This is a genomic window from Microcoleus sp. FACHB-SPT15 (genome assembly GCF_014849525.1).
GTDB classification, from domain to species: domain Bacteria; phylum Cyanobacteriota; class Cyanobacteriia; order Cyanobacteriales; family Coleofasciculaceae; genus Symplocastrum; species Symplocastrum torsivum.
On the sequence record NZ_JACJNU010000062.1, the window covers coordinates 299,378 to 325,339 of the forward strand.

General features: G+C 44.5%; 16 protein-coding genes. 6 read left to right on the top strand and 10 right to left on the bottom strand.

Going from position 1 to position 25,962, the window contains the following annotated elements; genetic code table 11:
* Positions 1 to 14: 14 nt before the first annotated feature.
* The 4 genes from H6F98_RS25745 (at position 15) to H6F98_RS25775 (ending at position 11,989) form a co-directional block, all read left to right on the top strand.
* On the top strand, positions 15 to 6,050 hold the full coding sequence (locus tag H6F98_RS25745) for a trifunctional serine/threonine-protein kinase/ATP-binding protein/sensor histidine kinase (RefSeq protein WP_192221562.1): 6,036 nt from the start codon (positions 15 to 17) through the stop codon (positions 6,048 to 6,050).
* On the top strand, positions 6,043 to 6,441 hold the full coding sequence (locus tag H6F98_RS25750; RefSeq protein ID WP_192221563.1) for a response regulator: 399 nt from the start codon (positions 6,043 to 6,045) through the stop codon (positions 6,439 to 6,441). The genes H6F98_RS25745 and H6F98_RS25750 overlap by 8 nt, the downstream gene beginning before the upstream one ends.
* Positions 6,434 to 9,733, top strand: coding sequence for a response regulator (locus H6F98_RS33740; RefSeq protein WP_242058695.1), 3,300 nt, complete (start codon positions 6,434 to 6,436; stop codon positions 9,731 to 9,733). Before H6F98_RS25750 ends, H6F98_RS33740 begins: the two co-directional genes overlap by 8 nt.
* Positions 9,734 to 10,231: 498 nt before the next feature.
* A complete protein-coding gene (locus H6F98_RS25775) occupies positions 10,232 to 11,989 on the top strand; it encodes a GMC oxidoreductase (RefSeq protein WP_192221564.1) in 1,758 nt (585 codons plus the stop codon).
* A gap of 92 nt (positions 11,990 to 12,081) precedes the next feature.
* Here H6F98_RS25775 and H6F98_RS25780 read toward each other — a convergent pair whose 3' ends face one another.
* The 6 genes from H6F98_RS25780 to H6F98_RS25805 all read right to left on the bottom strand — a co-directional run bounded on the left by H6F98_RS25780 (position 12,082) and on the right by H6F98_RS25805 (position 18,325).
* Complete coding sequence (locus H6F98_RS25780; protein WP_192221565.1) at positions 12,082 to 12,954, bottom strand: S-methyl-5'-thioadenosine phosphorylase; 873 nt, start codon at positions 12,952 to 12,954, stop codon at positions 12,082 to 12,084.
* A gap of 164 nt (positions 12,955 to 13,118) precedes the next feature.
* Positions 13,119 to 13,535, bottom strand: coding sequence for a hypothetical protein (locus H6F98_RS25785; RefSeq protein WP_192221566.1), 417 nt, complete (start codon positions 13,533 to 13,535; stop codon positions 13,119 to 13,121).
* A gap of 543 nt (positions 13,536 to 14,078) precedes the next feature.
* A complete protein-coding gene (locus tag H6F98_RS25790; protein WP_242058696.1) occupies positions 14,079 to 14,942 on the bottom strand; it encodes a WecB/TagA/CpsF family glycosyltransferase in 864 nt (287 codons plus the stop codon).
* Positions 14,942 to 16,018 (bottom strand): NAD-dependent epimerase/dehydratase family protein, encoded by a 1,077-nt coding sequence (locus tag H6F98_RS25795; RefSeq protein ID WP_192221567.1) that lies wholly within the window; start codon positions 16,016 to 16,018, stop codon positions 14,942 to 14,944. Before H6F98_RS25795 ends, H6F98_RS25790 begins: the two co-directional genes overlap by 1 nt.
* A gap of 56 nt (positions 16,019 to 16,074) precedes the next feature.
* Positions 16,075 to 17,229: a glycosyltransferase family 4 protein gene (locus H6F98_RS25800; protein ID WP_192221568.1), complete on the bottom strand. Its 1,155-nt coding sequence runs from the start codon at positions 17,227 to 17,229 to the stop codon at positions 16,075 to 16,077.
* Positions 17,230 to 17,419: 190 nt separating this feature from the next.
* Positions 17,420 to 18,325 carry a glycosyltransferase family 2 protein gene (locus H6F98_RS25805; RefSeq protein WP_192221569.1) on the bottom strand — a complete coding sequence of 302 codons (906 nt, stop codon included), beginning with the start codon at positions 18,323 to 18,325 and terminating at the stop codon, positions 17,420 to 17,422.
* 301 nt (positions 18,326 to 18,626) lie between these two features.
* On the opposite strand from H6F98_RS25805, the gene H6F98_RS25810 reads away from it, so the two are divergent.
* Both H6F98_RS25810 and H6F98_RS25815 read left to right on the top strand, forming a co-directional pair.
* Positions 18,627 to 19,586 carry a hypothetical protein gene (locus H6F98_RS25810; RefSeq protein WP_192221570.1) on the top strand — a complete coding sequence of 320 codons (960 nt, stop codon included), beginning with the start codon at positions 18,627 to 18,629 and terminating at the stop codon, positions 19,584 to 19,586.
* 72 nt (positions 19,587 to 19,658) lie between these two features.
* On the top strand, positions 19,659 to 20,738 hold the full coding sequence (locus H6F98_RS25815) for a WG repeat-containing protein (protein WP_192221571.1): 1,080 nt from the start codon (positions 19,659 to 19,661) through the stop codon (positions 20,736 to 20,738).
* A 5-nt stretch (positions 20,739 to 20,743) separates the two neighbouring features.
* Here the strand turns inward: H6F98_RS25815 and H6F98_RS25820 are convergent, their stop codons facing one another.
* The 4 genes from H6F98_RS25820 to H6F98_RS25835 all read right to left on the bottom strand — a co-directional run bounded on the left by H6F98_RS25820 (position 20,744) and on the right by H6F98_RS25835 (position 25,938).
* Positions 20,744 to 22,936: a P-loop NTPase gene (locus H6F98_RS25820; protein ID WP_192221572.1), complete on the bottom strand. Its 2,193-nt coding sequence runs from the start codon at positions 22,934 to 22,936 to the stop codon at positions 20,744 to 20,746.
* Positions 22,937 to 22,972: 36 nt separating this feature from the next.
* On the bottom strand, positions 22,973 to 24,205 hold the full coding sequence (locus H6F98_RS25825; protein WP_192221573.1) for a polysaccharide biosynthesis/export family protein: 1,233 nt from the start codon (positions 24,203 to 24,205) through the stop codon (positions 22,973 to 22,975).
* Between the two features lie 121 nt (positions 24,206 to 24,326).
* Positions 24,327 to 25,052, bottom strand: coding sequence for a cyanoexosortase B system-associated protein (locus tag H6F98_RS25830; RefSeq protein ID WP_192221574.1), 726 nt, complete (start codon positions 25,050 to 25,052; stop codon positions 24,327 to 24,329).
* Between the two features lie 154 nt (positions 25,053 to 25,206).
* Positions 25,207 to 25,938, bottom strand: coding sequence for a DUF1995 family protein (locus H6F98_RS25835; protein ID WP_192221575.1), 732 nt, complete (start codon positions 25,936 to 25,938; stop codon positions 25,207 to 25,209).
* Positions 25,939 to 25,962 lie beyond the last annotated feature (24 nt).

The window sequence follows — 25,962 nt, forward strand, 5'->3', positions numbered from 1 at the left end:
TTCTCAGCAACTCTATGATTTCCTTTCCTGACTACCAGATTCTTGTCCAAATCTATGAAAGTGCCAACTCATTGGTCTATCGAGGTATCCGAGAACAGGACAACAAAGCCGTTATCCTCAAGGTACTTAAAGAAGACTATCCCACTCCTAATGAACTCACCCTGTATAGGCAGGAATATGAAATCACCCATAATCTAAATCTGGAAGGTGTGGTCAAGGCTTATGGTTTGGAACCCTATCAGAGGACTTTAGTCATCATTCTTGAGGATTTTGGCGCATCATCCTTAAAGCAATTAATGAATGAACCTGTAGGGAAAAGACCTGTCGTGCCCCTACCAAAATTCCTCAATATCGCCATTAAGATAGTTGAGATTTTGGGTAATATTCACAGCAGCAATATTATCCACAAAGATATTAACCCCTCCAACATCGTCTTTAATCCAGAAACCGGACAAATCAAAATCATCGACTTTGGGATTTCCACTCAATTGAACCGTGAAAATACCACTTTGAAAAATCCCAATGTTTTAGAAGGTACCTTAGCTTATATGTCGCCCGAACAAACGGGGCGGATGAATCGTTCTCTAGATTACCGCACAGACTTCTACTCGCTGGGTGTCACGTTTTATGAACTACTCGTAGGACAGTTGCCTTTTGAAACCAGTGATGAGTTGGAGTTAGTGCATTGCCATATTGCTAAACAGCCAGTGCCACCCCATTTGTTGAGAGCAGAAGATAGGGAAATTCCTCAAGCTGTATCAGATATTGTGATGAAACTGATGGCAAAGACGGCAGAGGAGCGGTATCAAAGTGCTTGGGGAATCAAAGCAGATTTAGAGAAATGTTTAACCCACTTACAGACAACTGGCAAGATTGAACCCTTTCCTCTTGGTACTCAAGATATTTCTGAGAAATTTCAAATCCCGCAAAAACTTTATGGAAGAAAACAAGAAATTGATAGGTTAATAACTGCTTTTGAACGAGTAATTTCGGACAAAAGTGAATTGATGCTGGTTTCTGGTTATTCGGGCATCGGCAAGTCAGCTTTAGTGCAGGAACTCTATAAACCCATTACCGAAAAACGTGGCTATTTCATTTCAGGAAAATTTGACCAGTATCAGCGTAACATTCCCTACAGTGCTATCGTCAGCGCCTTTCAAGAATTAGTCAAACAGCTATTAACAGAGAGTGAAGGGCAGCTTAATACTTGGCGAGAGAGAATTTTAGCTGCCTTAGGAATCAATAGTCAAGTCATTATTGATGTCATTCCTGAAGTGGAATTAATTCTCGGTAAGCAACCTGCTGTACCAGAACTAGGCTCGATGGAAGCCCAGAACCGCTTTAATTTAGTATTTCAGAACTTCATTCAAGTCTTTACCAATTCTGGACATCCCTTAGCGATATTTCTGGACGACTTACAGTGGGCAGATGGTGCCTCCCTAAAACTAATGCAACGGCTGATGAATGCTTCGCACCCCGGACTATTTTTAATTGGCGCGTATCGGGACAATGAAGTTTCTGCGGCTCATCCCTTAATGTTAACAATCGAGGAGATTGCCAAAACTGGGGCAATTGTCGAGGGGATTTTCCTAGCACCGTTGGACTTGCCTACTATCATTGAACTTATTATAGATACGCTCAATTGCTCTGAAGAGAGAGCCAAACCCCTTGCCAAGTTAGTGCTTTTTAAAACGGGTGGCAATCCCTTCTTTATGAATGAGTTTCTCAAATCTCTTTATACAGAAAAGTTGTTAGAGTTTAACTCGCCTCAGTCCCTCATGAGTATACCTCCGGTTGGGAAGGGAGGAAGTCAAGGAGGATGGCAGTGGGATTTAGAGCAGATTCAAGCGCGGGGTTTCACTGATAACGTTGTTGAACTGATGACCTTCAAGATTCAGAAGCTGCCAGAGAATACACAGCAAATGTTAAAGCTAGCAGCCTGTATGGGCAATCAGTTTGACTTAAAAATGTTGGCGACGACTTATCAAAAATCACTGCGAGAAACAGTAAATGACTTGTATGCAGCCGTTGCTGAAAGCTTAGTGATGCCTCTGGGTAATCGGGGAGATTTAGAATTAGCTCTCATTCAGGAAGAATCCCCCAACATCCAATTACCAACAACCCCTTTCCAATTACCTGACTACAAATTCATCCATGACAGAATTCAGCAAGCCGCCTATTCTCTAATTTCGGAACAGGACAAGCCAATTATCCATTGGGAAATTGGACAACTACTCCTACAAAATACTCTTTCTGACCAGCGAGATGAGAAAATTTTTGATATTGTTAATCAACTGAATTTTGGGATTGACTTCATCTCCAATCAGCACCAAAAAGATGAAGTGGCTCAGTTGAATCTCATCGCAGGTAAGAAAGCGAAGGCATCGGCGGCATATGAGCCAGCGTTCAATTACCTGCAAATCGGCATGAGATTGTTGGGCGAAAAAGGCTGGCAGACACAGTATGACTTGGCATTAGCTCTGTATGTAGAAGCCTCAGAGGCGGCTTACCTTAGTGGTGATTTTGAGCAGATGGAGCGATTTGTTCAAATCGTGCGAAATCAAGCAAAAACAGTTCTGGACAAAGCGCAAGTTATTGAAGTAAAAATTCTCGCCCTGATTGCCCAAACTAAGCTAGAACAGGCAGTTGCTACGGGAGTAGAACTTTTGAGGCAGTTGGGGGTAAGACTCCCCCAAAAGCCCAACAAGCTAAATGTCTTAATGGGATTGCTAGAAACCAAGTCAGTTCTGGCAGGGAAACGTATCTCAGACTTAGCAAATCTACGCCAGATGAGCGATCCTTATAAACTGGCAGCACTGCGTATTTTGTCAAAGATAGTTTCACCAGCCTTTATTGCTGCACCGACACTGCTGCCCTTAATTGCGTTTAAGCAGGTAATTCTGTCTGTGAAGCACGGTAACTGTGCTGAGTCTATCTATGCCTACGCTATCTATGGACTAATTCTGTGTGGGGTTGTCGGAGACATTGAATCAGCGTATGAATTTGGTCAATTAGCATTAAGGCTAGTGGAGCGATTGAATGCTAAAGAATTCAAAACAAAAGCGTTGTTTGTCTCCGTTGGCTTCATTGGTTCTTGGAAAATACCTATTAAAGAAACATTGCTACCTTTGTTAGAGGCTTACAAAAGTGGATTGGAAACTGGAGATTTGGAATATGCTGCTTATGCTGTTCTCGTCTATAGCTTCAATGCCTATCTGAGTGGCAAGAATTTGTTGGAGATTGAATCTCAAATGGCAGCCTACAGTGAGGTGATGGTGCAATTGAAGCAAGAACAATCTTTGAATATGCATCAGCCATTTCATCAAGCTGTTCTTAACTTGTTAGATCGGGCTGAAAATCCCTACTGCCTAATTGGAGATGCCTGCGATGAAGAGACTTTCTTGCCGCTACTAATTCAAGCTAATTCCCGAACCTCACTTTGTTACGTCTACTTAAATAAGCTAATTCTCTGTTACCTATTCGAGCAGTATTCTGAAGCATTATTAAATGCTGCTCAAAATGAGCAGTATCTAGACGGTGCTACCGGAACCTTCACTGTTTCCTGCTGCTATTTCTATGATTCTTTAACTCGGCTTGCTTTGTATACAAATGCACCTAAGACAGAACAAAAACACCATAAGAGGAAGGTTATAGCCAATCAGAAGAAAATGAAAAAATGGGCGCATCATGCTCCCATGAATCAACTGCACAGATATAACTTAGTAGAAGCCGAACGATGTCGAGTTATTGGCAAAGATGCGTTAGCAATGGACTATTACGATAAGGCGATCGCCCTTGCTAAAAAATCCGAATACATTCATGAAGCCGCCCTCGCTTATGAACTTGCTGCCAAGTTCTATCTATGCAAAGGGAAAGAACTGAGTGCTAGAGCCTATATGCAAGAAGCACGTTACTGCTATCAGCTATGGGGGGCTACGGCTAAGGTAAAAGATTTAGAGGGGCGATATCCTCAGTTGTTGGCTGCAACTGTTCTGGGAATTAAAGATGCCAAAACGACCACAAGATTGACAACCACGGGTTCGGGTTCCTCCCTAGATATAGCCACAGTGATGAAAGCGTCCCAAGCGATTTCTGGTGAAATCGTGCTGGATAAATTGCTATCTAGCTTGATGAAGATTTTGATTGAGAATGCGGGGGCGCAAAAAGGATACCTGATTTTGGAATGTCAGGGAAAACTGCTGATAGAAGCTGAAGGTGCGATAGATAGCGATCGCATTACCGTATTGCAGTCAATTCCTGTTGAGAAGAGTCACTCTGTTTCATTGCTCCTTATCAATTATGTGGCTCGTACCTATGAAAGTGTTGTCCTGAATGATGCCACTAATGAGGGAAACTTTACTAACGATCCCTACATCAAAGAGCATCAACCTAAGTCCATTTTGTGTGTTCCTCTTATCAATCAAGGCAAGCTCACTAGTATTGTTTACCTAGAAAATAATCTAACCACCGAAGCTTTTACCTCTGATAGGTTAGAAATTTTAAAACTCTTATCCTCCCAAGCCGCCATCTCCATTGAAAATGCCAAACTCTACCGGGAGGTACTCGATCGCGAAAAAGAACTCCGCCAAAGTGAAAGGAGGTTGACTCAATTATTAGAAGCGATGCCTGTCGGTGTGTTTGTGGCGGATGCTAAGGGGAAAGCTTACTATGTTAATTCTCAGGCTGAGCGATTACTGGGCAAAGGTGTAATTGATAATACCAACCCTGAACAATTGCCTGAGGCTTATCAACTCTATCTTGCAGGCAGTGGGCAAATCTACCCGACACAACGCGATCCAGTCTTTTGTGCCTTAGAAGGAGCGAGTACCAATATTGATGATATGGAAATCCGCCAATCTGACAAGATAATCCCGATAGAAGTTTGGGGAACGCCTATTTATGACGAAGATAGGAATGTCGCTTATGCGATCGCGGCTTTTACTGACATCACCGAACGCAAACAAGCGGAGAAACTGATTGCCCAATACAATCACACCTTAGAAATCCAAGTTGCTGAACGCACCCAAGAACTGAAAAATACCCTTAACCATCTTCAAGCTACCCAAGAAGAACTGATTCAATCGGAAAAAATGGCAGCACTAGGACAATTAATTGCCGGAGTTGCCCATGAAATCAATACTCCTCTAGGAGTCATTCACGCCTCTGTCGAAAATATTGCTGATTTCTTTACCGAACAACTCGAACAGTTACCCAAGTTTTTGCAACAACTCTCCCCCGAACGTCAGCAAGATTTCTTTACCTTACTCCACAACGCTACCCTACAAGAGAACTCCCTATCTACCAGAGAAAAACGCCAACTTAAACGAGGCTTGACAAGACAGCTAGAAGAACAAGCGATTAAAAATGCTGATGGAATTGCGAGTATCTTAGTTGCTTTGGGAATTTATGAGGAAATTGAACCCTTATTACCCTTATTAAAAGACTCAGAAAGTCAAATCTTATTAGATACAGCTTATCAACTTGCTAGTGTCCAAAAAAGTACAAAAAACCTCAGCACGGCTACAGACCGCGCCGCCAAAGTCGTGTTTGCTTTAAAAAGTTACGCCCGTTACGACGCTACGGGTGAAAAAGTCAAAGCTAATATCACTGACGGAATCGAAACCGTACTGACCCTATATCAAAACCAACTTAAACAGGGTCTGGACGTGATTAAAAACTATCAGTCATCACCCTCGATCCTCTGTTATCCTGACGAACTTCATCAAGTTTGGACTAATCTTATTCACAACGCCCTGCAAGCTATGGATAACAGAGGGACTTTAAGGATTGATGTTTCCCAACCTAAAGAGAGCGTTCTCGTTAGCATTACTGATAGTGGTCAGGGAATTCCCTCTGAGATTAAGCAGAAAATCTTTGAGCCATTTTTTACAACCAAGCGCCTTGGTGAAGGAAGTGGATTAGGACTGTATATTATTAAAAAGATTATTGATAAGCATCAAGGAACTATTGAGGTAGAGTCCATGCCTGGAAAAACTACATTTACTCTATCACTACCTATTAATGTGGCAGAGGAACGTCCCAATGTCTAAGGCAGCAATTTTATGTGTTGACGATGAAGTTTTAGTCCTAGAGAGCCTAGGCATACAACTCCAAAAAGCATTTGCTGATACTTACGCCTACGAGTTTGCAGAAAGTGCTGCCGAAGCCCTAGAAATCATCGAAGAAATTCAAGATAACGAAATTGAGATTATCGTGATTGTCTCAGACTGGTTAATGCCAGGTATTCGAGGCGATGAATTTCTCATTAATATCCATCAAAAATTTCCAAAGATTATTAAAATACTCTTAACAGGTCAAGCTGATGAAGCCGCTATTGAGCGAGTAACAAAAGAAGCCCAGCTTCATGCTTGCTTGCAAAAACCTTGGAAGAGTGAGGAATTAATTGAAACGATTAATTCTGGGATAGAACAATATGACTAAACCTGCTATTATTTGTGTTGATGATGAACCAACAATACTTGATAGTCTTGAAATTCAGTTAAGAAAATCATTTGGCAATGACTACCTCATTGAAACAGCGGTTGATGGTGAAGAGGCTTTAGAGCTAGTTGAAGAATTGCTAGCGGATAGTTATGAAGTTGCTCTGGTCATTGCTGATTGCATAATGCCCAAAATGCAAGGGGATGAATTATTAAGGCGTATCCACATTATCGCGCCCAAAACCATCAAAATAATGCTGACTGGGCAAGCTAACATTGAATCAGTGGGAAATGCAATTAATCAGGGTAATCTATATCGTTATATCACAAAACCTTGGCAGGATGAAGACTTAAGATTAACCATCCAGGAAGCAGTTCGCAGTTATTTCCAAGAGAAACAATTAGCAGAACAAAATTTAAAACTTGCAGCCTACAACCAGAATTTAGAACAATTAGTTAAAAGCCGGACTCAGGAATTAGAAGAAAAAAACTTACAACTGATTGCAAGCGAAAAAAAGTATCGCGCATTGGTCGAAGCGTCCCAGGACATGATTTGGTCAGTTGATGTAGAGGGTCGCTATACCTTTGTTAACCAAGCTGTTAAGCAAATTTATGGCTACGAACCCCATGAAATGCTCGATCGCCTCTTCGCTGATTTCGAGGCACCTGAGCAAATTGCCAAAGATCTAGAGTTGTTCCAACGCCTTCTTAATGAAGAGTCAATATTCCAGTATGAGAGTAGGCAACTCGCTAAAGACGGCAGACTGCTTTACTTACTGGTTAATGCAATTCTCCTGCGGGACGACCAAGGAAATATCATCGGGACAACTGGCACGGCATCGGATATCACCAAGCGCAAGCACACAGAAGAGGCATTGTACAAAAGCGAGTTCATGCTACGCCAAATTCTGAACACGATGCCTGGTGCGGTTTATCAATTCATGCTGAGTCCCCAAGGGGAGAAAAAGTATTGCTTCATGAGCCAAGGCGCTTACAAACTCTTAGGCTATACCGCAGAACAGTTGATAGAAGATTTTGCGTTGCAGTGGAATCAAATTCTTCCGGACGATCGCGATCGCCTAGAGGAGTCGATTAAGGTGTCGGCTAAGCAGCATCAGCCATGGTTCGAGGAGTTTCGCATCCATCACACCAATGGACAAGTCCGGTGGATTCAAGGTTACTCGCTGCCAGGAGAACCGTTGCCGGATGGTACTGTGACTTGGACAGGTACCCTAACCGACGTTACCGATCGCAAACAACGGGAAGAAGCATTGCAATTAATTGTGGAAGGGACAGCTTCAGAAACTGGCAATGAATTCTTTCGCTCCTGTGTCCGCTATCTAGCTCAGTTACTGCATGTCCGATACGCCCTTGTTACCGAGTGGAGCGATCAGGCGAAAACCCGACTGCGTACCCTAGCGTTTTGGACAGGCACTGATTTTGGTGAGAACTTCGAGTACGCCATTGCTGACACTCCCTGTCATGATGTCCTACACGGAACAACGTGTTACCACCCCGAACATGTACAAGCGCTCTTTCCTAACGATCCAGATTTAGTAACATTAGGCGCACAAAGCTACTTTGGAATCCCATTAACTAACGCCTCCGGGAAGGTATTAGGTCATTTGGCAGTGATGGATATTAAGCCAATGATCACCGCTCCTGACGGTAGAGGCATTCCGTCGGAACGTCTCCACATTTTAAAGATTTTTGCAGCAAGAGCTGGAGCGGAGTTGGAGCGCAAACTAACAGAAGATGCCCTCAAAGAGTCTGCCTATGCCGCCGATGCCGCCAATCGTGCCAAAAGCGAATTCCTCTCTAGGATGAGTCATGAACTGCGTACTCCTCTCAACGCGATCCTCGGCTTTACCCAAGTGATGAACCGTAGTCCCTCGCGCTCTACCGAAGAACAGGAACACTTGGAAATCATCAGTCGCAGTGGTGAGCATTTACTGGAACTGATCAACGGCATTTTGGCAATGTCCAAAATTGAGTCAGGCAAAGTAACGCTGAAGGAAACGAACTTTGACCTGTACAACCTGCTGGATACTCTTAAAGAGATGTTCCAACTCAAAGCCCAATCTAAAGGCATCCAGCTAATTTTTGATCGGGCATCAGACGTTCCCCAATACGTCAAAACAGACGAAAGCAAGTTGCGTCAAATCTTAATTAACCTTCTTGGCAATGCCATGAAATTTACTGATGCAGGTAAGGTTACGTTGCGGGTGGCAATGGCGAATGGCAAATCAGGAATGGTGAATGGTGAAGAAATTCCCAATTCCCGTCTTGACTTTGCCGTAGAAGATACTGGTTCTGGCATTGCCCCTGAAGAAATGCACCTTTTGTTTGCACCCTTTGAACAAACAGAGACAGGTCGAAAATCTCAGCAAGGAACAGGATTGGGTTTACCCCTAACGCGACAGTTCGTGCAACTGATGGGAGGAGACGTTAGCGTTAGCAGTACTGTGGGGAAAGGAACAATTGTTAAATTTGATGTTCCACTTTGTCTTGCTCAGTCCCAGGAAGTACAGACACCCCAGAAGCCTCGTCGTGTTATTGGTTTATCGCCTGACCAGCCTAACTATCGCATTTTGGTGGTTGACGATGTTAAAGTGAGTCGCCTCCTGCTCGTCAAACTCCTGACCTCAACGGGATTTGAGGTGCGCGAAGCAAAGGACGGGCTTGAAGCGATCGCTTTGTGGGAGACTTGGAAACCTCACCTAATTTTGATGGATGTGCAGATGCCAGAGATGGACGGATGTGAAGCCACCCGTCAGATTAAATCGAGGGAAAAAGAGAGAGGAACATGGAAAGATGCGGAGAACCGACAATCCCCAATCCCCAATCCCCAATCCCAAACCATCATCATTGCCCTAACTGCCAATGCCTTTGAGGAAGACCGAACTGTTGTTTTGGCCGCCGGATGTGATGACTTTATCAGCAAGCCTTTTCAAGAAGAGACTATCTTTGGAAAAATAGCCAAATACCTAGGGGTGCGCTACATCTATGAAGAACCCGCACGCAAGAGTTCGGAGAGTGAACCCCAAGCTGAGAAAAATTTGTGCGATCGCCCCCTTGAGGATTACTTGTCCCAAATGCCTGCTGAGTGGGTCAAACAACTCTATCAAGAGGCGATCACAGGTTCTGATTGCGAAATTTTTAACCTAATTGAGCAAATCCCCTCTAACCATGCTCCTCTGCGTCATGCCTTAACAGATTGGGTAAATGACTTTCATTTTGAGCGAGTTATCGACTTAATTAAACAGGTTAGTAACGAAGGGCAAGAAAACTGAGAATCTCCTTCGTAATCCCTACTCATGGGACAACAATAATTTTCTCGTGGCAGAGTCAGTTTTTCTTAAAATGCCTACAGAGTATAAAGAATCAGTAAATTTGCATCTATCTATTGGCGTAACTTTGGCAACTCTATTATTATTGAATTGCAAGAACACACTGAACAAATCAGTGGTCAACAAAAAATCACAGCTATATTAACCCCTGTAGCTAAGTAGAAAGGGTTAGATTCAAGTACACATTTTCTTAATAATCTGGAAACCAAATATTAGAGTAGGTGACTAGATTTAAAGTTCAGTGATTTCACTGAGTTCTAAAACATAAAAACTAGTGGAAATTGAATTTAAAGCGCATCTATAACCGTTAGCTAAAAAGATTGCTTGCTGCCGCTCAGCTAGACCTGACATTAGCTCTTGCTTACTCAAAACCTAGATAAAGCAGCGTGCCTTTCCCCTGCTCAAAGATGTCTAAAAAATAATAACTGAGGTAACTTCTTTATGCTAATTGATGCACGTACATTGCCCACAGATCAAACGATTGAAACTGACGTTTGCATTGTTGGAGCAGGGCCAGCAGGAATAGCTGTGGCGCGTGAATTGATGGGGCAGAACTTTCGAGTCTGCTTACTAGAAACCGGTGGACTTAAGCCGGATGCAGAAATCCAGTCTTTGGCAGCAGCAGAGGGTAACACCGTTGGTGACCAATATCCTGGAGCAATCCATATGCGTCACCGCCAATTTGGTGGTACCTCTTACCCTTGGAATATTAAAATTGGTGGCAATCGGCGTGGTGTCAGGTATGTCCCTCTAGATTCAATCGATTTTGAAAAGCGGGAGGGCGTACCCTATAGTGGTTGGCCTTTTGATAAATCTCATCTCGATCCGTTTTATGAGCGTGCTCAGACTTTCTGTCAACTGGGCCCCTACGCCTACGCTCCAGAGGATTGGGAGGATGAAAATTCGCCTCGCCTGCCATTTACAGGAAATCGGATAACCACCAAGATGTTCCAGTGTGGTCCTCGTGATATTTATCCCGATGACTACCGCAGAGAACTGGAGCAAGCTAGCAACATCACTATATATCTTCACTCTACGGCGGTAGAGTTGGAAACAGATGACGAGGCTAAAACCGTAAAGCGGGTGCGAGTTGCCTGCCTACAAGGCACTCAGTTTTGGGTTTCTGCCAAGCAGTTTATTCTATCGATGGGCGGTATTGAAAACGCACGTTTGTTACTGCTCTCAGACAAGGTTCAAAAGAATGGATTAGGCAACCAGCACGATTTGGTTGGACGGTTTTTGATGGATCATCCAATGGTTCGTGGTGGTTTCCTTTATCCCTCAAGCCCAAAAATCTTTAATTCCACAGCCTTGTATGATCTGCGGGAGTTGAAAGGCACATCAGTAATTGGAAAACTTTCTCTAACTGATGAAGTCCTGCGCCGTGAGAAATTGCTGAACATCACTGCTGCACTGTTTCCAAGAACTAACCGCCACAAGATAAATCTTCTACGTGCAATTTTCCCGAATGGCAAAAATTACAGATCAGAGGCTGTAAGTTCTGCTCAAGCTTTACTGGAAGCAGCCCGACAAAAGAAAATTCCTCATGATCTTTTCAAGCATCTAGGCAAGATGATAACTGGGCTTGACGATCTTCTGTTCTTTGAATGGCGGAAAAAACCCCGTTTAGGTTGGCTTCTGTCCTTGTTTGATGCGCCTGGTTATGGCTTTGACTTAGGTGGTTGGTCTGATCTTCCTCATCCAGAGAAAACATTTGGGGTATTTGAGGTTGCTCATCAAACCGAACAGGCTCCTGATCCAGATAATCGAGTTACCCTTGGTACTGAGCTAGATCGGTTGGGTTGTCGTAAAGTCAAACTATACTGGCGCTGGACTGACACCGACCTCAATAGCATCAAGCGTGCCCAAGAAATTTTTGCTGAAGAAATTGCTCGTGCTGGACTAGGAACCTTTAAGATTGCTCGTGATAAGGGTTCGCCTGTACCTATCACCCTCAGTACTCACCACCACATGGGCACGACACGGATGCACGTTGACCCCAAACAAGGCGTTGTTGATCCAAATTGTCAGGTTCACGGTGTCTCAAACTTGTTCATGGCTGGTAGCTCAGTCTTCCCCACAGGAAGCTTTGCCAATCCGAACTTGACTATAGTTGCTATGTCGATCCGGTTAGCTGATCATGTCAAAAAGGTTATGGCTCAAGGTCCAGTGCTGGATCTGCAAAATGTGGTCAAGTAAGCACTGAACTAAAAGCTTAAATTGCTTTTGCAAGTTGGTTTTAAACTCCTCTCGTTTAAAAGCGAGGGGAGTTTGCCATTAAGGAGATTCTTTTAGAGATACTTCTGCAACAACAACCCCAACTTCTCCTTCGTTGCCGCCGGAACCTTATCCAATTGCGTCAAAATCGCGAACTTCAACGCTGAATGAGCTTCTGATACGGGCGGATTGTCAGCTAAACGTCGCACGGTTTCTTGAATCACTTTCTGAGCATTAGTTGCATTACGGTGCAGATTGGCAATCACCATATCTACCGTTACACTGTCATGGTCTGGATGCCAGCAATCGTAATCCGTCACCAGCGCTAATGTTGCATAGGAAATTTCTGCTTCCCGTGCCAGTTTTGCCTCTGGTAAATTCGTCATTCCAATCACTGTTGCACCCCAACTCCGGTAAAGATGGGATTCAGCTTTGGTAGAAAAGGCTGGCCCCTCCATGCAGACATAAGTACCACCACGATGCAAGGTAACATCAGGTAACTCTAAGCTAGCCACCGCATCTGCAACAACTCCTGCCAAGTTATTGCATACTGGGTCAGCGAAAGCAATGTGAGCAACAATTCCTTCTCCAAAAAAGGTAGAAACCCGATTCTTTGTCCGATCAATAAATTGGTCGGGTACTACCATATCCAAAGGTTTTGCTTCTTCCTTAAGGGAACCAACGGCTGAAGCTGAAATTAGATACTCTACACCCAACTGCTTCATCGCATGGATGTTTGCCCGGAAGGGTAATTCAGAGGGTGTGAGATGATGATTGCGACCGTGACGGGCGAGGAATGCGACTGATGTTCCGTCTAGTGTTCCCACGATTAAGGCATCGGAGGGAGAACCAAACGGTGTCTCAATCTGCACCTCTTCCACATCTTTAAGGGCTTCCATTTTGTAAAGCCCACTACCGCCGATAATTCCAATATGAGCCTGAGCCATCCTACTTTGCCCTCAACTTGCTGCAATGCCAAGTTATTGTAACGGGAAACAGAGGCTAACACGAGCAAGAAAAAGGGCACGAGATTTCGTGCCCTTGCGATCGCAAATTGATGATAGTTTCTTTCTAGAAGTTCCTTGACTGATGAAAGGCAAAGCAGCTAAGACTAAACCATTCCTGGGCCTCTACCACGCTGATCACCGTCAACAGTAAGGTCACCATCCTTGTCTTGGTTTACTTCTTCTAATTCCTCAACCCGTTCCGCCTCTAAGTCTTCTTCTTTTCCTCTTAAATCTCCGGGTTCGTTAACATACATTTCCGGCTCAATGGCATAGTTATTAACAAGCCCTTCTTTATCTACTGTATAGCCACCTGTGCTATCAATACTTTCTGAATCCGTTTGATCATTTGTACTAGGAGCGGCTTCATCAGATTTGTCTATACTTGTTTTAAATTCACTCCCTTCTCTCTCTTTTCTCGCTGCGGTTTCCGCTGGAACAATACCTCTGTCATAGGTATCAACATCGGCACCTACTTCTTTTTTCGGCAGCGTTTCTTGATTAACACCCTTTTCATTAGCCATGACTATTTCCTCAAAAATATAGTTTTATCAACTGCTTTATAGTTTGAGGTCATATCTAATGCAATGCATCTATCTGCGGGGCTAAAACTTTATAAGGGTGTTAAATATAAAAATGATTTTATAGTTATTTAATGCTAAAGAAATTATCTAAAGTTATTTGGTTTTACTAACAATTAGTGTGAGATTCCAGTGGTTCAGAAGCGAGTATAAATTACTCGCCCATCTCGCTCATCTCCCTCATCTCCCCTATCTTCCCCAATCTTTAACGACAATAAATTAGCCCTGCTTTACAAGGGGGGTGGGGGTCGATGTGTAGCTATTCAAAGTGAAATGGTATTCTAGCAGTAGCCACGAATGTTAGGGCATTAACGGGAGAAGAGCGTTCCTTAGCTAGAGGCGATTTGACCCAAAGCTGATTGCTGAAAGCTGACTGCTGATTGCTATACTTAGTTTTGTTACGCTGTACGAGTTATGTATATAAGCCTTTGACACACTAACTTTAGTTAGCTGCTTTTGAACAATCTTTTTAACATCACTTAGCATTCAACCAAACCGCATTTCCTGCTCTGGAGGGGTGGCGCGAGTTGGGTCAAAATAGACTATTTTCAAAAATTGCAAGATAAAGAGCGATACATACAACGGATTCAAGAACACGTAACGCTTCCAAAGGCGTGTCGGTTCCTGCATCAGCCGATAAAACCATTCGAGTCCCAACTTCTGCAAAAGGACTGGCGCTAGTGACAAGTTACCAGCATGGAAATCAAATGCCGCACCAACTGCCAATGTCGGCATGGATAACTCGTCAGCATATTCATAAGCCCACACCTCTTGCCGAGGACACCCCAAGCCGACAAAGGTTATTGCAGCACCGCTATCTCGAATATCTTTAATAATTTCTTGTTTTTCTTGAGCGGAAACTTGCCGAAATCGGGAAGGTTGAGAACCTGCAATAATGAGTTGAGGAAAGCGATCGCGAAGATTCTTAGTAAGCCTTTCGAGGACATCAGGACGACTACCGTACAAATAAATTGGTAGTCCTTCTTTCGCGGCACGCTCACAAACGTGCAACATCAAAAACGGGCCTGTAACGCGATCGGGAATTCCTACTTTATAGAGCAAGTTTAATGCCCAACGTACAGGCTGCCCATCTGGACAAACTATATCAATCCGATTGAGACGATAACGATGAGTTTCATCAAGCACCCCTGTCATTACTCCGTGAACAGCTAGAGCTGAAACTGACAGTTTCTTTTGTTGATGAGCCGCTGTAATAATTTTGCTCACAGCCGCCTCATAATCAACTGCATCTACTCGAACGCCTAGCACATTGTGTTTGCCTGCATCAATAGAAACAACCGCATTCGCTTTAGCATCAAGAATATCTTGCTTCGCTATGTCGATCATCATCAAGGTACCTCTTTAGTCCATCGTTCTTCATTGAACTCATAAATTTCCTGCAAAATTTGCGGGACATTGTATTGTAACTTCCAATTCGGATAATGCTCTGTGAACCTACTGTTATCGCTGATCCACCAGATGTGATCTCCAATGCGGTTTTGTTCAGAGTAAATCCCTTTCAGTTCCTTTCCTACTATCTTCTGGCAGATGTCTATTGCCTCTAACATTGAACAATTACTGTAGCGACCACCACCTGTGTTATAGACTTGGGCAACCCGTGGCGCTTTAAAAAACTCAAAAAAGGCTTGAATTAGGTCAGCACTGTGGATATTGTCGCGAACTTGCTTACCTTTATAACCATACACAGTGTAGGGCGTTTCTGTAACGGTACACTTCATTAAATAAGCTAAAAAACCGTGCAATTGGGTTCCTGAATGATTAGGTCCTGTAAGACACCCACCTCGAAAGCAAGCTGTACGCAACCCAAAATATCTACCGTATTCCTGAACCAGTACATCCGCCGCTACTTTAGAGACACCAAATAAGCTGTGTGTTGTCTGATCAATCGACATGTCCTCCCGAATACCTAATTTATAAGTATGATTTGGGTCGATTTCCCAGCGAGAGTCTAGTTCTACTAACGGTAAATGGTTCGGTGTATCTCCGTATACCTTGTTGGTAGAGGTAAAGATAAAGGGAGACTCAGGAGCGTATTGGCGAGTTGCCTGTAGAAGATTCAGTGTTCCGTTTGCATTAACCGTAAAATCCATAATTGGGTCGCGTGCTGCCCAATCATGAGAGGGCTGAGCGGCAGTATGGATAACTAAAGCAATATCTGAACCGTACTGCTTAAAAATTTTGTTAATGGTTTCGGTATCGCGGATATCTGCATCTACATGAGAATATTGGTTTTTGATCGTTTTTTCTAAACGTTGTCGGTTCCATGTCGTCGAAGCGTCTTCGCCAAAAAATACGCGACGCATATCATTGTCAATTCCGACTATATCAAAGCCTTGTTGGGCAAAGAACGCAGTTGCCTCAGAACCAATTAAACCAGCAGACCCAGTAATAACAACGATACTCACACTTTACTCCTGAAACCTTGTAGAACAAGCTAATTAATCGAGTGGGAAATAATTATTTACTTTCCCACAACATAAGAAATCACTTCAACAAAAGATTGGGCAGCGGATGAGGGATTTTTTTTGCTGATCAATTGCTGAGACTGTTTACCCATAGAATCAATTAGTTCTGGATGATCGAGAAAACGGCGCATTGCGATCGCTAAATCTTCCGGGTCATAGGGGTCAAAAATATAACCATTCTCCCCTTCTACAATCATTTCTGCGGCTCCTGCTCCTTTGGAACACAAGACAGGCTTGCCAAAAACCATCGCCTCAAGTGCTACCATCCCCCAAATATCTTCAAAGGTTGGAAACACAAAAACATCAGCTTGCTGGAAGTAAGCACCCAAACACCCATATTCTACCCAGCCTACCCATGTTACACGCGCTTCTAAATGACGCTCTTTGATAAACGCCTCCAGTTCTTCTCGTTGCTCTCCTGTGCCGATGACGACTAATGAGTAGTCCTCATATCCTTGAGTTTGCAGGAGAGAACAGGCTTCTAAAAGCGATTTGAGTCCCTTTCTGGGTGTGATTCGTCCAACATACAGGAAAACTGGATGCTTGAGCTGTAGCTTAGCTATTTCATCATTTTTCAAACTCTGCTGCAACGTTGCTGCATCGGGTACGAGATAGGTTTTGGTGAAGACATTCTCTGGCTTCGCTCCAACTCCGTCAATTAAATAGTCTTTGGCACCGTAGCTATTAGCAACAAAGGCATCAGCGTAGCGAGACATGGCGCGTCGGAAGAATGAACGCAGTGTTGAATCACGAAAGTCTGAGTTTGGGGAACTACCATCGTAAATGATGATGAATTTCCACTTTCCCCACGGCTTTAACAGCAATGCCAATAAAGTCCACAGGGAGTAAGCCTGAGCAAAGATTACATCAGGCTTGAACTGAAGTAAGTGACTAACGATACCGGGAGAAACCACCATGAGGCGACGGCTATAACCATCTGTCTTGGTGAGTTCTAGGGATTTCATCTCCCCAACTAATTTAATGACATTTGCACCAGGAAGTTCAGGATTAAATCCAGGCCAAACTAGACCTGTGTAAAAGATGGTGTTTGGAAATACCTTGGTGAACTCTTCTAAAACAGGTTGCCAGTAAGCTCCCAGTTCTACCGAAGGAACTAACCAAGCAACACGCCGCTGATTAATATCGTTCATTGAGTTTACCCTGTATTACTAACACCCTACCTAAAAGCTGCTTGTCTTGAGATATGAGAGGAAGTGTAAACCTTCTAAAGTGCAACACCTCTGCAAGCGGCGATAATCAAGAGTGGGCTGCTTTGCGATAACCAAGAGCGGGATACTACGCGATAACCCTCACGGGATACTTCGCGATCGCACCAAGCGTTCATGCATTCACTTGATCTCGTTGAGGACTACGCCGCAGTGTAGTCCAGAGCAATCGCCGATAGGGAATTAACCAATAAATCGGCCACAAAAAACCTGCGTGTCTTTGGGAAAAAATCTTCCATTCCTCCAGTGGATGAAGGATTTGCTCTCTAACCGATAAACCCTTGGGTTGACTAATCTTCTTGAAACTCTCGCCGGGATTCACGGGTGAATTATCCTTACTACCAGGTTGATAATTTTGTGAACAGGTTCCTACATATCCTGGAGCTACCCAGACGGTACATCCTTGTTTTTGAGCACGTAACCCATAATCGTAATCTCCGGCGTAGTGGGTGAAGGCTGGGTCTAGGTTACCCACCACTTGAGCAACTGCTCTAGGAATAAAAACACAGTTACCGTTAACGGTGTCGCAGGGTTGAGCGTGTTCATCCGGTTTTACCAAGTCAAACTTAATCGGTCGCCAGCGACTCCTACGCACTACACCACCGTAGGTGAGAGCTTTTGTATCGGGATCGCAAGTCGAGCCAGCAATAATTGCTCGTTGCTCACCCTGAACACGCAACGCCTGAAATGTTTCTAGAAGCGTGCTTAAGGCGTTTGGGTAAAGGATGGTGTCATCATTGAGCCAGAGATAGTAGTCGTAGTCTTGTTGGAGGGCTTCTGCAAACGCTTGCCGCATTCCCCCATTCCAAAACAGACTGCCATTTCCCTGGAGAATTTTTACCTGAGGATAGGCTTGACTCACGGCTGTTGCTGTCCCGTCGGTGCTGCCGTCATCCACTAGATAAACGTCAATCGTCACCTCGGCGTTGAGTTCCTGGTTGAACAGAGCCTGAAGACTAGCCAGGGTTTTTGGCTTACGGTTATAGCAAGTTAAGAGTACTGCTAGGCGCTGGTAGTTCATTAGCTCAAAAGTGTTGCCTCTCGCCACAACAAGTTAAAGTGTTCATTCAGATACAACGCCCCTTAAACTACAGATGAGAAAGGTTTAACTAGTTAGCTATATTTTCAAGTTAACGTAGCCGCCATCTCAAGTGACAGATACACTTTGCTCTTACCAGAACTACATCTATCGAGAGGCTACACAAAAGATAACAAGAGCTTCAACCATAGTCGGTAAAAAACTACCACAGTTCGCTTTAAGAGACCTCTATCCAAGGTTATAAAACTATAGATTATCACGTCAAAAACAGGGATAAGCAATTATGGAAGATTTTGGCATCATTATTGCCTGTTGTTACCAAGATTATTTATTTGCAAAAGGCTGCTGTGCAAGTATCAAGCACTTTTTAGGTGATGTCCCGATTGGTTTGATTGTTGATGGAACCTTTTCTCTCAGTTCCTTGGAAAAGGAATATGGTGTTCGTGTTCTCAATCACGATACAGTGACTAACGAGTTTCTCAGGAAGAGAAGTTTTGGCTGGGGAAAGACTAAGATGATAGCATTTTGGGAAAGTCCCTGGAAACATTTCCTTGTTTTAGACGCTGATACTAATGTTTGGGGAAATGTTCTGAGGCATAAGAATTTTAATGATTTTGATGTCATTATTGATCGTCCTTGTTACGGTCATTCTGATGAATTTGTTTCTGAGTTCTTTTTTGAAGTTTCAGAAATAGAAAAACATTTTCCTGATTTTAACTGGAAGGCTCATCAAAATGATTATTTTTGTACAGGCACCTTTTTTGGCACAAGAGACATTTTCAGTTTGGACGAATATAGTAAAATTCTAGATTTCACAGAAAAGAATCCCGGAATCTTTAAGTATGGTGAGATGGGGTTCTTGAATTTCATGCTTTTCCGGGCGGCTGATGAAGGTAGAATCCGCCTTGGACAGGCAAACATGCAACTAATTGTTCCAGATTTTGAGCAGGAGGAACTGAAAAAGCGTTTTCCTGTCAAGGAAACTGGGCCTGTCGTGCAAGATGACGAAGCAATTGTCATTCACTGGTGTGGCCCAAAGCCAATGTTGTCAACGTCCAAAGCCTACTCAGATCCAATGAGCTTTTGTCGGCGGCAGTTTATTCAGCGAGAGCGGGGATATACCGGAGCCACCGCTGATTTTTGGCTAAAAGTAGAGGATTATCTAAGTCTCCTAAATGTTTATAAAAACAAAGCGGTTCGTCGTTTGTCTAAATATAGTAAGAAGCTAATTTTTAGTAAGTAGTTCAGATTCCCGACTTCTTTGACAAGTCGGGAATCTCGCTTTACGACTCATTTAGACTAGACTCAATTTTCAATGAAACTAAAGACGGAAAGCTCCATTTCTTGTTTACTGAGTGTTGCTTTGGTTGGTGCGATCGCATCTTTCCCACAAACGTTAGCCTTAGCCTCAACAATCCCTGAACCACTCTTACAACTATCAGATTCTGGGTTAGAGCAAACGCAAGAACCTAAGCCTCTGTTTCTAGTTCAGCAGAATGGCTTGTATGGTTATATGGCTTCCACAGGAAAGGTTGTAATTGAGCCAAAGTTCGATGTCGCGTCCTCTTTTTCTCAAGGGCTAGCTGTTGTCGTCATTAACAACAAATTTGGCTACATTGATTCCTTAGGAAAGATGATTGTCCAGCCGCAGTTTGATTGGGCTTATCGCTTTTCTGAAGGACGAGCGGAGGTAGGGATTGGTGGAAAGAGTGGCTATATCGACACTCAAGGCAACATAGTTGTATCGCCACAATTTGAAGATGCCTCGGAGTTCTCGAACGGATTAGCCGCAGTCAAGCTTAATGGAAAGTGGGGTTATATTGATACTTCTGGCTCAGTTGTAATCAAGCCACAATTTGATAAAGCTTTACGCTTTAGTGTAAGCGGGGGTACACCAACAGGTATAGGATTAGCGGCTGTCTTGATTAACGGCAAGTGGGGCTACATCAATCAATCCGGAAAGATGACTATTTCACCCCAGTTTAATCAGGCAGGTATTTTTTCACAGGAGCTAGCCGCCGTACAAATTGGGAAACAATGGGGGTACATCGATAACTCTGGTAAAGTTATCATTCCGCCACAGTTTGAAAAGGCGTTTGATTTCTCCAACGGTTTTGCAGGCGTACAAATTGGTAATCAGTGGGGATACATTGACACAAAAGGAACAACAGTTATTTTACCAAAGTTTGAGCAGGTGGGAAATTTCTCTGAAGGTCTAGCTGTAGTAGTAATTGGTGGCAAGTACGGTTACATTGATGAATCCGGTTCAATTGTAGTTGAGCCAAAATTTGATCAGGCTTTCAACTTCGATAATGGGCTAGCCACAGTACAGATTGCTGACAGGTACGGTTATATCGACACTCAGGGAAATTACATTTGGAATCCCACTAATTAGATTGCTCAGAATCGCATTGCTCCGGTCTTGATGTTATCGTCTTTTTCGAGTTCTTCTTGTTCAATGGTGGTTGTTTCCTGATACTCTGCTGTGATCTCTTTCTCTTTAGTAGTAGTCAGAGGAACAGGCTTATCTACACCGTTAATAATGGCTCCCAACAAGGGGAGTTCAGCTTCTGTTAATTCCTCAACAGCTTCAGCAAGTATGCTTTCCTGGGTGTAGCCTGGTCGAGTAACGATTACGATGCCATCAGTTAGAGGTTCAATTAATAAGGCATCATTGCAGCGTGAGAGGGCTGGCGTGTCGATGACGACAAAATCAAAGCGACCACGAGCGTCTTCTAAAAACTGTTGAAGTTCGCTGGATTCAAGGATAGCTGCGGCTTGTCGCTGAGACCCAGGGCTGGGCATAATGTACAGATTCTCAATATTGGGGACTAAGCGAATACAGTCACTTTTGGCACTGTAGTAGCGTAGGGGTTCAATTGTCGCGTTTGGATCACAGACGACTTTGAGGGATTTTGATAGGGAAGGCGATCGCAAATCTGCCTCTACTAATAGAGTGCGCTTACCCGCTTGTGCCGATGCGATCGCTAAATTATAAGCACTCACTGACTTTCCCTCCCGCTCAACCGTACTGGTTAGCAACACTACCCTCAAAGATTTATTTTCAACACGCCGCAGGTTACTACGGAACCGCTCATAGAACTCCAAATACGGAGAATCAGGCTTCGCCAAAATCGCTGCATCACCCTGTTCTGGATCGAGAAACATTACAAGGGGTAATTCTGCCAGTACGGGGACTTCACGTTGCACCAGGGATTGCCGTATCTCTTCTGGTGTATGGAACGTATTATCCAAGGTTGCTAGCAGCAGAATTAACCCACCAGCAACTAATACAGCGATAAAGGTACCTGCTCCTAGCGTCACTGCTGGATTTGTTACTTTCTCTTGCTCAATACTCACTTGTGGAGCCTGGGCAATACTGAGACTACTGACTGCCTCCGTCTCAGCGGCTTTAGCATCGGCTAGTCCCGCCAGCAACTTGTTGTAAAAATCCTGTTGTAGCTGAACCTGCTGAGCTAGTCGTCCCCGCTCTAGCTGTTTATTCGGTAAGCCTTGATACTGTTCTCGGAGTTGTTGCTCTGTTTTCGTTGTGGCTTGCAGTTGCTGTTGAAGTGCATCTCGCTGGGTTTGTAAACCGCTCAGTGCATTGGCGAGTTGCTGCCGTGCTGGGTCGAGGCTACTATCTTGCCGGATTTTACCGGGTAACGGTGCCGCTACACCATTACCTCCTAAGACTTCAGTCGCTCGCTCCCGTAGCAGGGTTTCATACGCCTCTTTCTGTCTAAGTAAGGCAACCATCTGCGGGTGTTCGGGGCGCAAATCCCGGCTGAGAATTTCTAGCTGCGTCTCTGCTTGTAGAAGCTGCGCTCGGAGCTTGGCGATAATTGGGTCAGCACTCAGAGCAGAAGAGGTATAGGCTTGGTCAGGAGTTAAGCCCAGCTTGTTGACTAGACTGTTGATTTGTGCATCAACGCTGGAGAGTGTGATTTGAAGCTGTCGCTGCTGTTGTTGGCTATCGGTAATTTCCTTCACTAAGGTGCCATCTTGGGCAGCAAATAGAGCCGGACCTTCCGTGCGATCATAGCGTTCTAGCTGCTGTTCAGCGTTTCTCAGGGCTTTTTGTGCCTCAGGTAAGCGTTTTTCTACCGATCCAGTAATCGCTCGGACCCGTGCTGAGTTGATCAAACGGCTTTGTTCGACCATCTTCTGCATTAGCACGTCCAAGACGGTTTTTGCTGTGGTTTGATTATCAGCGATGTATTCGATCTCAATGACAGGTGCTACAGGTGCATCATCTTTCTTGCCTTCTTCTGGCAACTTCAGCTTCAGCTTCCGGATGATGTCTTGTGGCTTAACCCGTGCCTGCACTGCCGCCGCATTCACCACGTTATCTGCCAGGAGAATCTGTGGTGTCAGTTGTCTCCCCTGTTCTTGAATCTGCACCCCTGTTGTTGAAAACGATGTGGCTGGCGTGTTGTACGCGAGAGTCCCTTCTGCTTTGTAAGTAGGCGAGGGAGGTGGCTGAATGGCGACAACTCCTGATACCCCAACAATGACGGCAAAACTGGCAACTGCAATCAACTTATGTTGATCGAGAGCAATGAGATAACGTTTAACAAAGGGGGGAGTCATGGCAGTGCGATCGCTTTTGTAGTCGCGTTAGTCCTGTTAATCGTCATTATCATCCGAGCCAGGTTCAAAGAGATTTGTTGCACTCTCTCTTAAAGAGTCAAAAAACAGTAGGAAGCCTAGAATATCTCGGAATGGTTGAGTAAAGTTACTAAGCGCATAGGTAATTCGACTAATGAAGTTACGACCGACAACGATTACATCGTTATTCTGGAGTGGTACATTTTGCGAAACGTCACCCCTCAAAGCACGTTTCCCATTTAGTTCTTGAGTGACCGCTTTGCCTTGTTCTGGGTCAAAACGAATCAGTGCAATGCGTCCTAGATTGGCATTATCGGGGTTAGGAGCGATCGCGGCTAAAGCATCAACAAATGTACTCCCATTTGGTAGCGTAAGATTGCCAATTCCTCTACCAGCGTAGCTCAAGACTCGGACGTTGATTTGCTGTTGAGCAACGCTAGAACGAGAAACCAAGCTCCGGTCATAATCACTGGTATTACCAACTTCTAGCTTGGACACGATCACCGCATCACCGTCTTGGAGGCGTAAATTCGGTAAGCTGGTTCCATTTTGCAGAGGTGTGAACAAGTCAATTTGTTGTTCAACAAAGGAATTATCAGCCAGTGAGCGACGCCGTACCACAATTGTTCGCAAGTCAGCCGATGTTGTCGTGCCACCGGCTGCTAGTAAAGCCGCTGAAAGTTGAGAACCAGGTTGTAGTGGATAATATCCAGGTCGTAGCACTTCACCCGTGATTGTGACTTGGGCAGCACGCAAGGCAGCAAGTGAGACAATCACCTGAGGGTCAATCACAAACCTGTTCAAGCCCGCTTGAATCTTCGTTTGGACTTGTTCTAGGGTAAGTCCTGCTACTTGTAGCGTCCCCACAAGAGGGACGACGATATTACCGTCTAAATCAACGTTGCTCTGAAAGCTCAGGTCAGGGAATCGTGGTACACTAACCGCGATCGCATCTCCTACTCCCAAACGATAGCGGCTAAATTGGTCGGGTGGAGTAATATTCGACGGTTGCCCTGGATAACCCACAGGTGGTAACGGTTGATCGGGGTTAGCGAAGGGTGGTACAGGAACTGGGTTAGGGGGAGAAAAACTGGGTAACTGGGCGTAAGTTTTTGGAGTTTTGATACCTGATACAGATTGACCCAATACAGCTCCAGCCAAGACACTCGTTTGACCTAACACTAAAGCGACCATGCTTGAAAAGGCGATCGCTTTTCTGTAGTACCATTTCTTGTTTCGACCACTACGCATAGCTATCGCAAAAGGCAGAAGGCAGAGGGTAGAAGGTTTGTTGAGGAGTCATACCTTTGATTACAACTAATTTCACAAAGAACATCGCTACTAACAACCAACAACCAACAACCAACAACCACTAAATGACCTGCATCAACGCGGACTGCACAATCTTACCCAAAGATTCCGCGAAGGGTCGGGAGGCTTCGATATCCCCTAACGGTTCAATCGGAATCTGGAGGCAAACTCCAACCCACGGAACTCGATTTCGACGCAACTGGGCGAGTTGGTCAGCAAAGAACCAATGACTAGGAGCAGGGTTACCTCCTCCTGACCAGGCATACCATTGCAGTACTGCGACAGTTCGCCGTTGAGTCCAAGCCCGGAAGAAACGCGCTTCAACTTTAGCAGATGGGGTTGTCGGTTTGGGTGTTCCAGCAGACTTGTCCGACAGTGACTTCTCAACCTCAAACTGGACTTTGGTGTAAGAATCCGTCTGCCATTTCACTAATCCATCAATATCCATCCACTCGACCTGTGGTTGCGACTTGTGGTCACTTTGGGGAAGCAGTAATAAACCAATTGGTTTTGAGTTATCTTGCTCAATTTGTTGAACAGACCATTGATGACCGCCAATCACCACTGTTTTTTGTTCGATGGTTTTCCAACCAGGGAGTTCTAATCCTGTCTGCCTGAGTTCTCTAATTTCCTTGAGATTAGTCACTTGTGGCAGAGTTGCCCAAGACCAATTTCCCGTCCAGTAACCGGGTACTGCGCCAATTCCTGCTAGGACTAACAAAAAAATCAGTACTGCGAATCTGAGGATAAAAGGCGATCGCACAGACTTAATCGTGATAGATTTCATAGCCTAAAGCAGCATAGTTTCATGAAGCTCCTCCACCTGCCGGAGCGAGGAGGGGGGAGTGCGGACGAATGCGTGTTCAAACAGAGTCATCCGATGACTGTGGAACAGTGCTTTTTATGACTCAATTGTCCGTACTCTAGCCTATCCCTTTTGTTTATCGGCTTAGGGCATTTAAGAAACGCTGGAGATTCGTCAGGAATCCTGGTTTTTTGGGCGCTACAGCTTCATCCGTAGTGCCAGTGCTGGTAGCTTCGGCAAGGATTCGGTCAAGTTCTTCTCCTGCTGGTCTTTGAGGCACTTCGGCAATGAGCTGATATTCGTCATTAGTTTCTAACCAGACTTGCCACAACGAGGGGTAAGAACGCAAAACAGCGGCACCCTGAAGAGGTCGGAGGTAATAGCAGGACTCAATCGTGCCTAAGAATCGATCACGCAGTTGACGGGCAGCATAGCCAATGCCAATGATAGAAACATCTTCGAGTTGGGGATTGAGCAGAATAAAAGGGCGATCGCCAGCTAGGTTAGCCATTTTCTCGACTTGGGCAACTTCCACGGCTGAAGGGGCAACCAGTAAAAACGCCTCGTCTTCTGGCAGAATCTTTTTTTCTACAGGCGTGCGAGAGGTGCCAACGTCGTCAATTTGAAACGAGACATCTGTCCAGTCACGACGGGCAAGGGCAGCGGCGCCTGTGTCGGCAAAGAGGATTTTTGGCTGAATGCCCAACTGTTCAAAGACAGGGAGAAATTGTAGGGCAACTGGCATCTGCTTGAGTTCAGTAAACTGCAAATTGACAGATAGCCGGGTGCAGCCTGCTTCAAGGGCAGCAAGGGTTGCTTCGCGAGATTGAGCGATCGCTTCTTCTAAAGAGTTTGGGAATTGAGCCATTTTTTACAAATGAGGTGGAGGAGG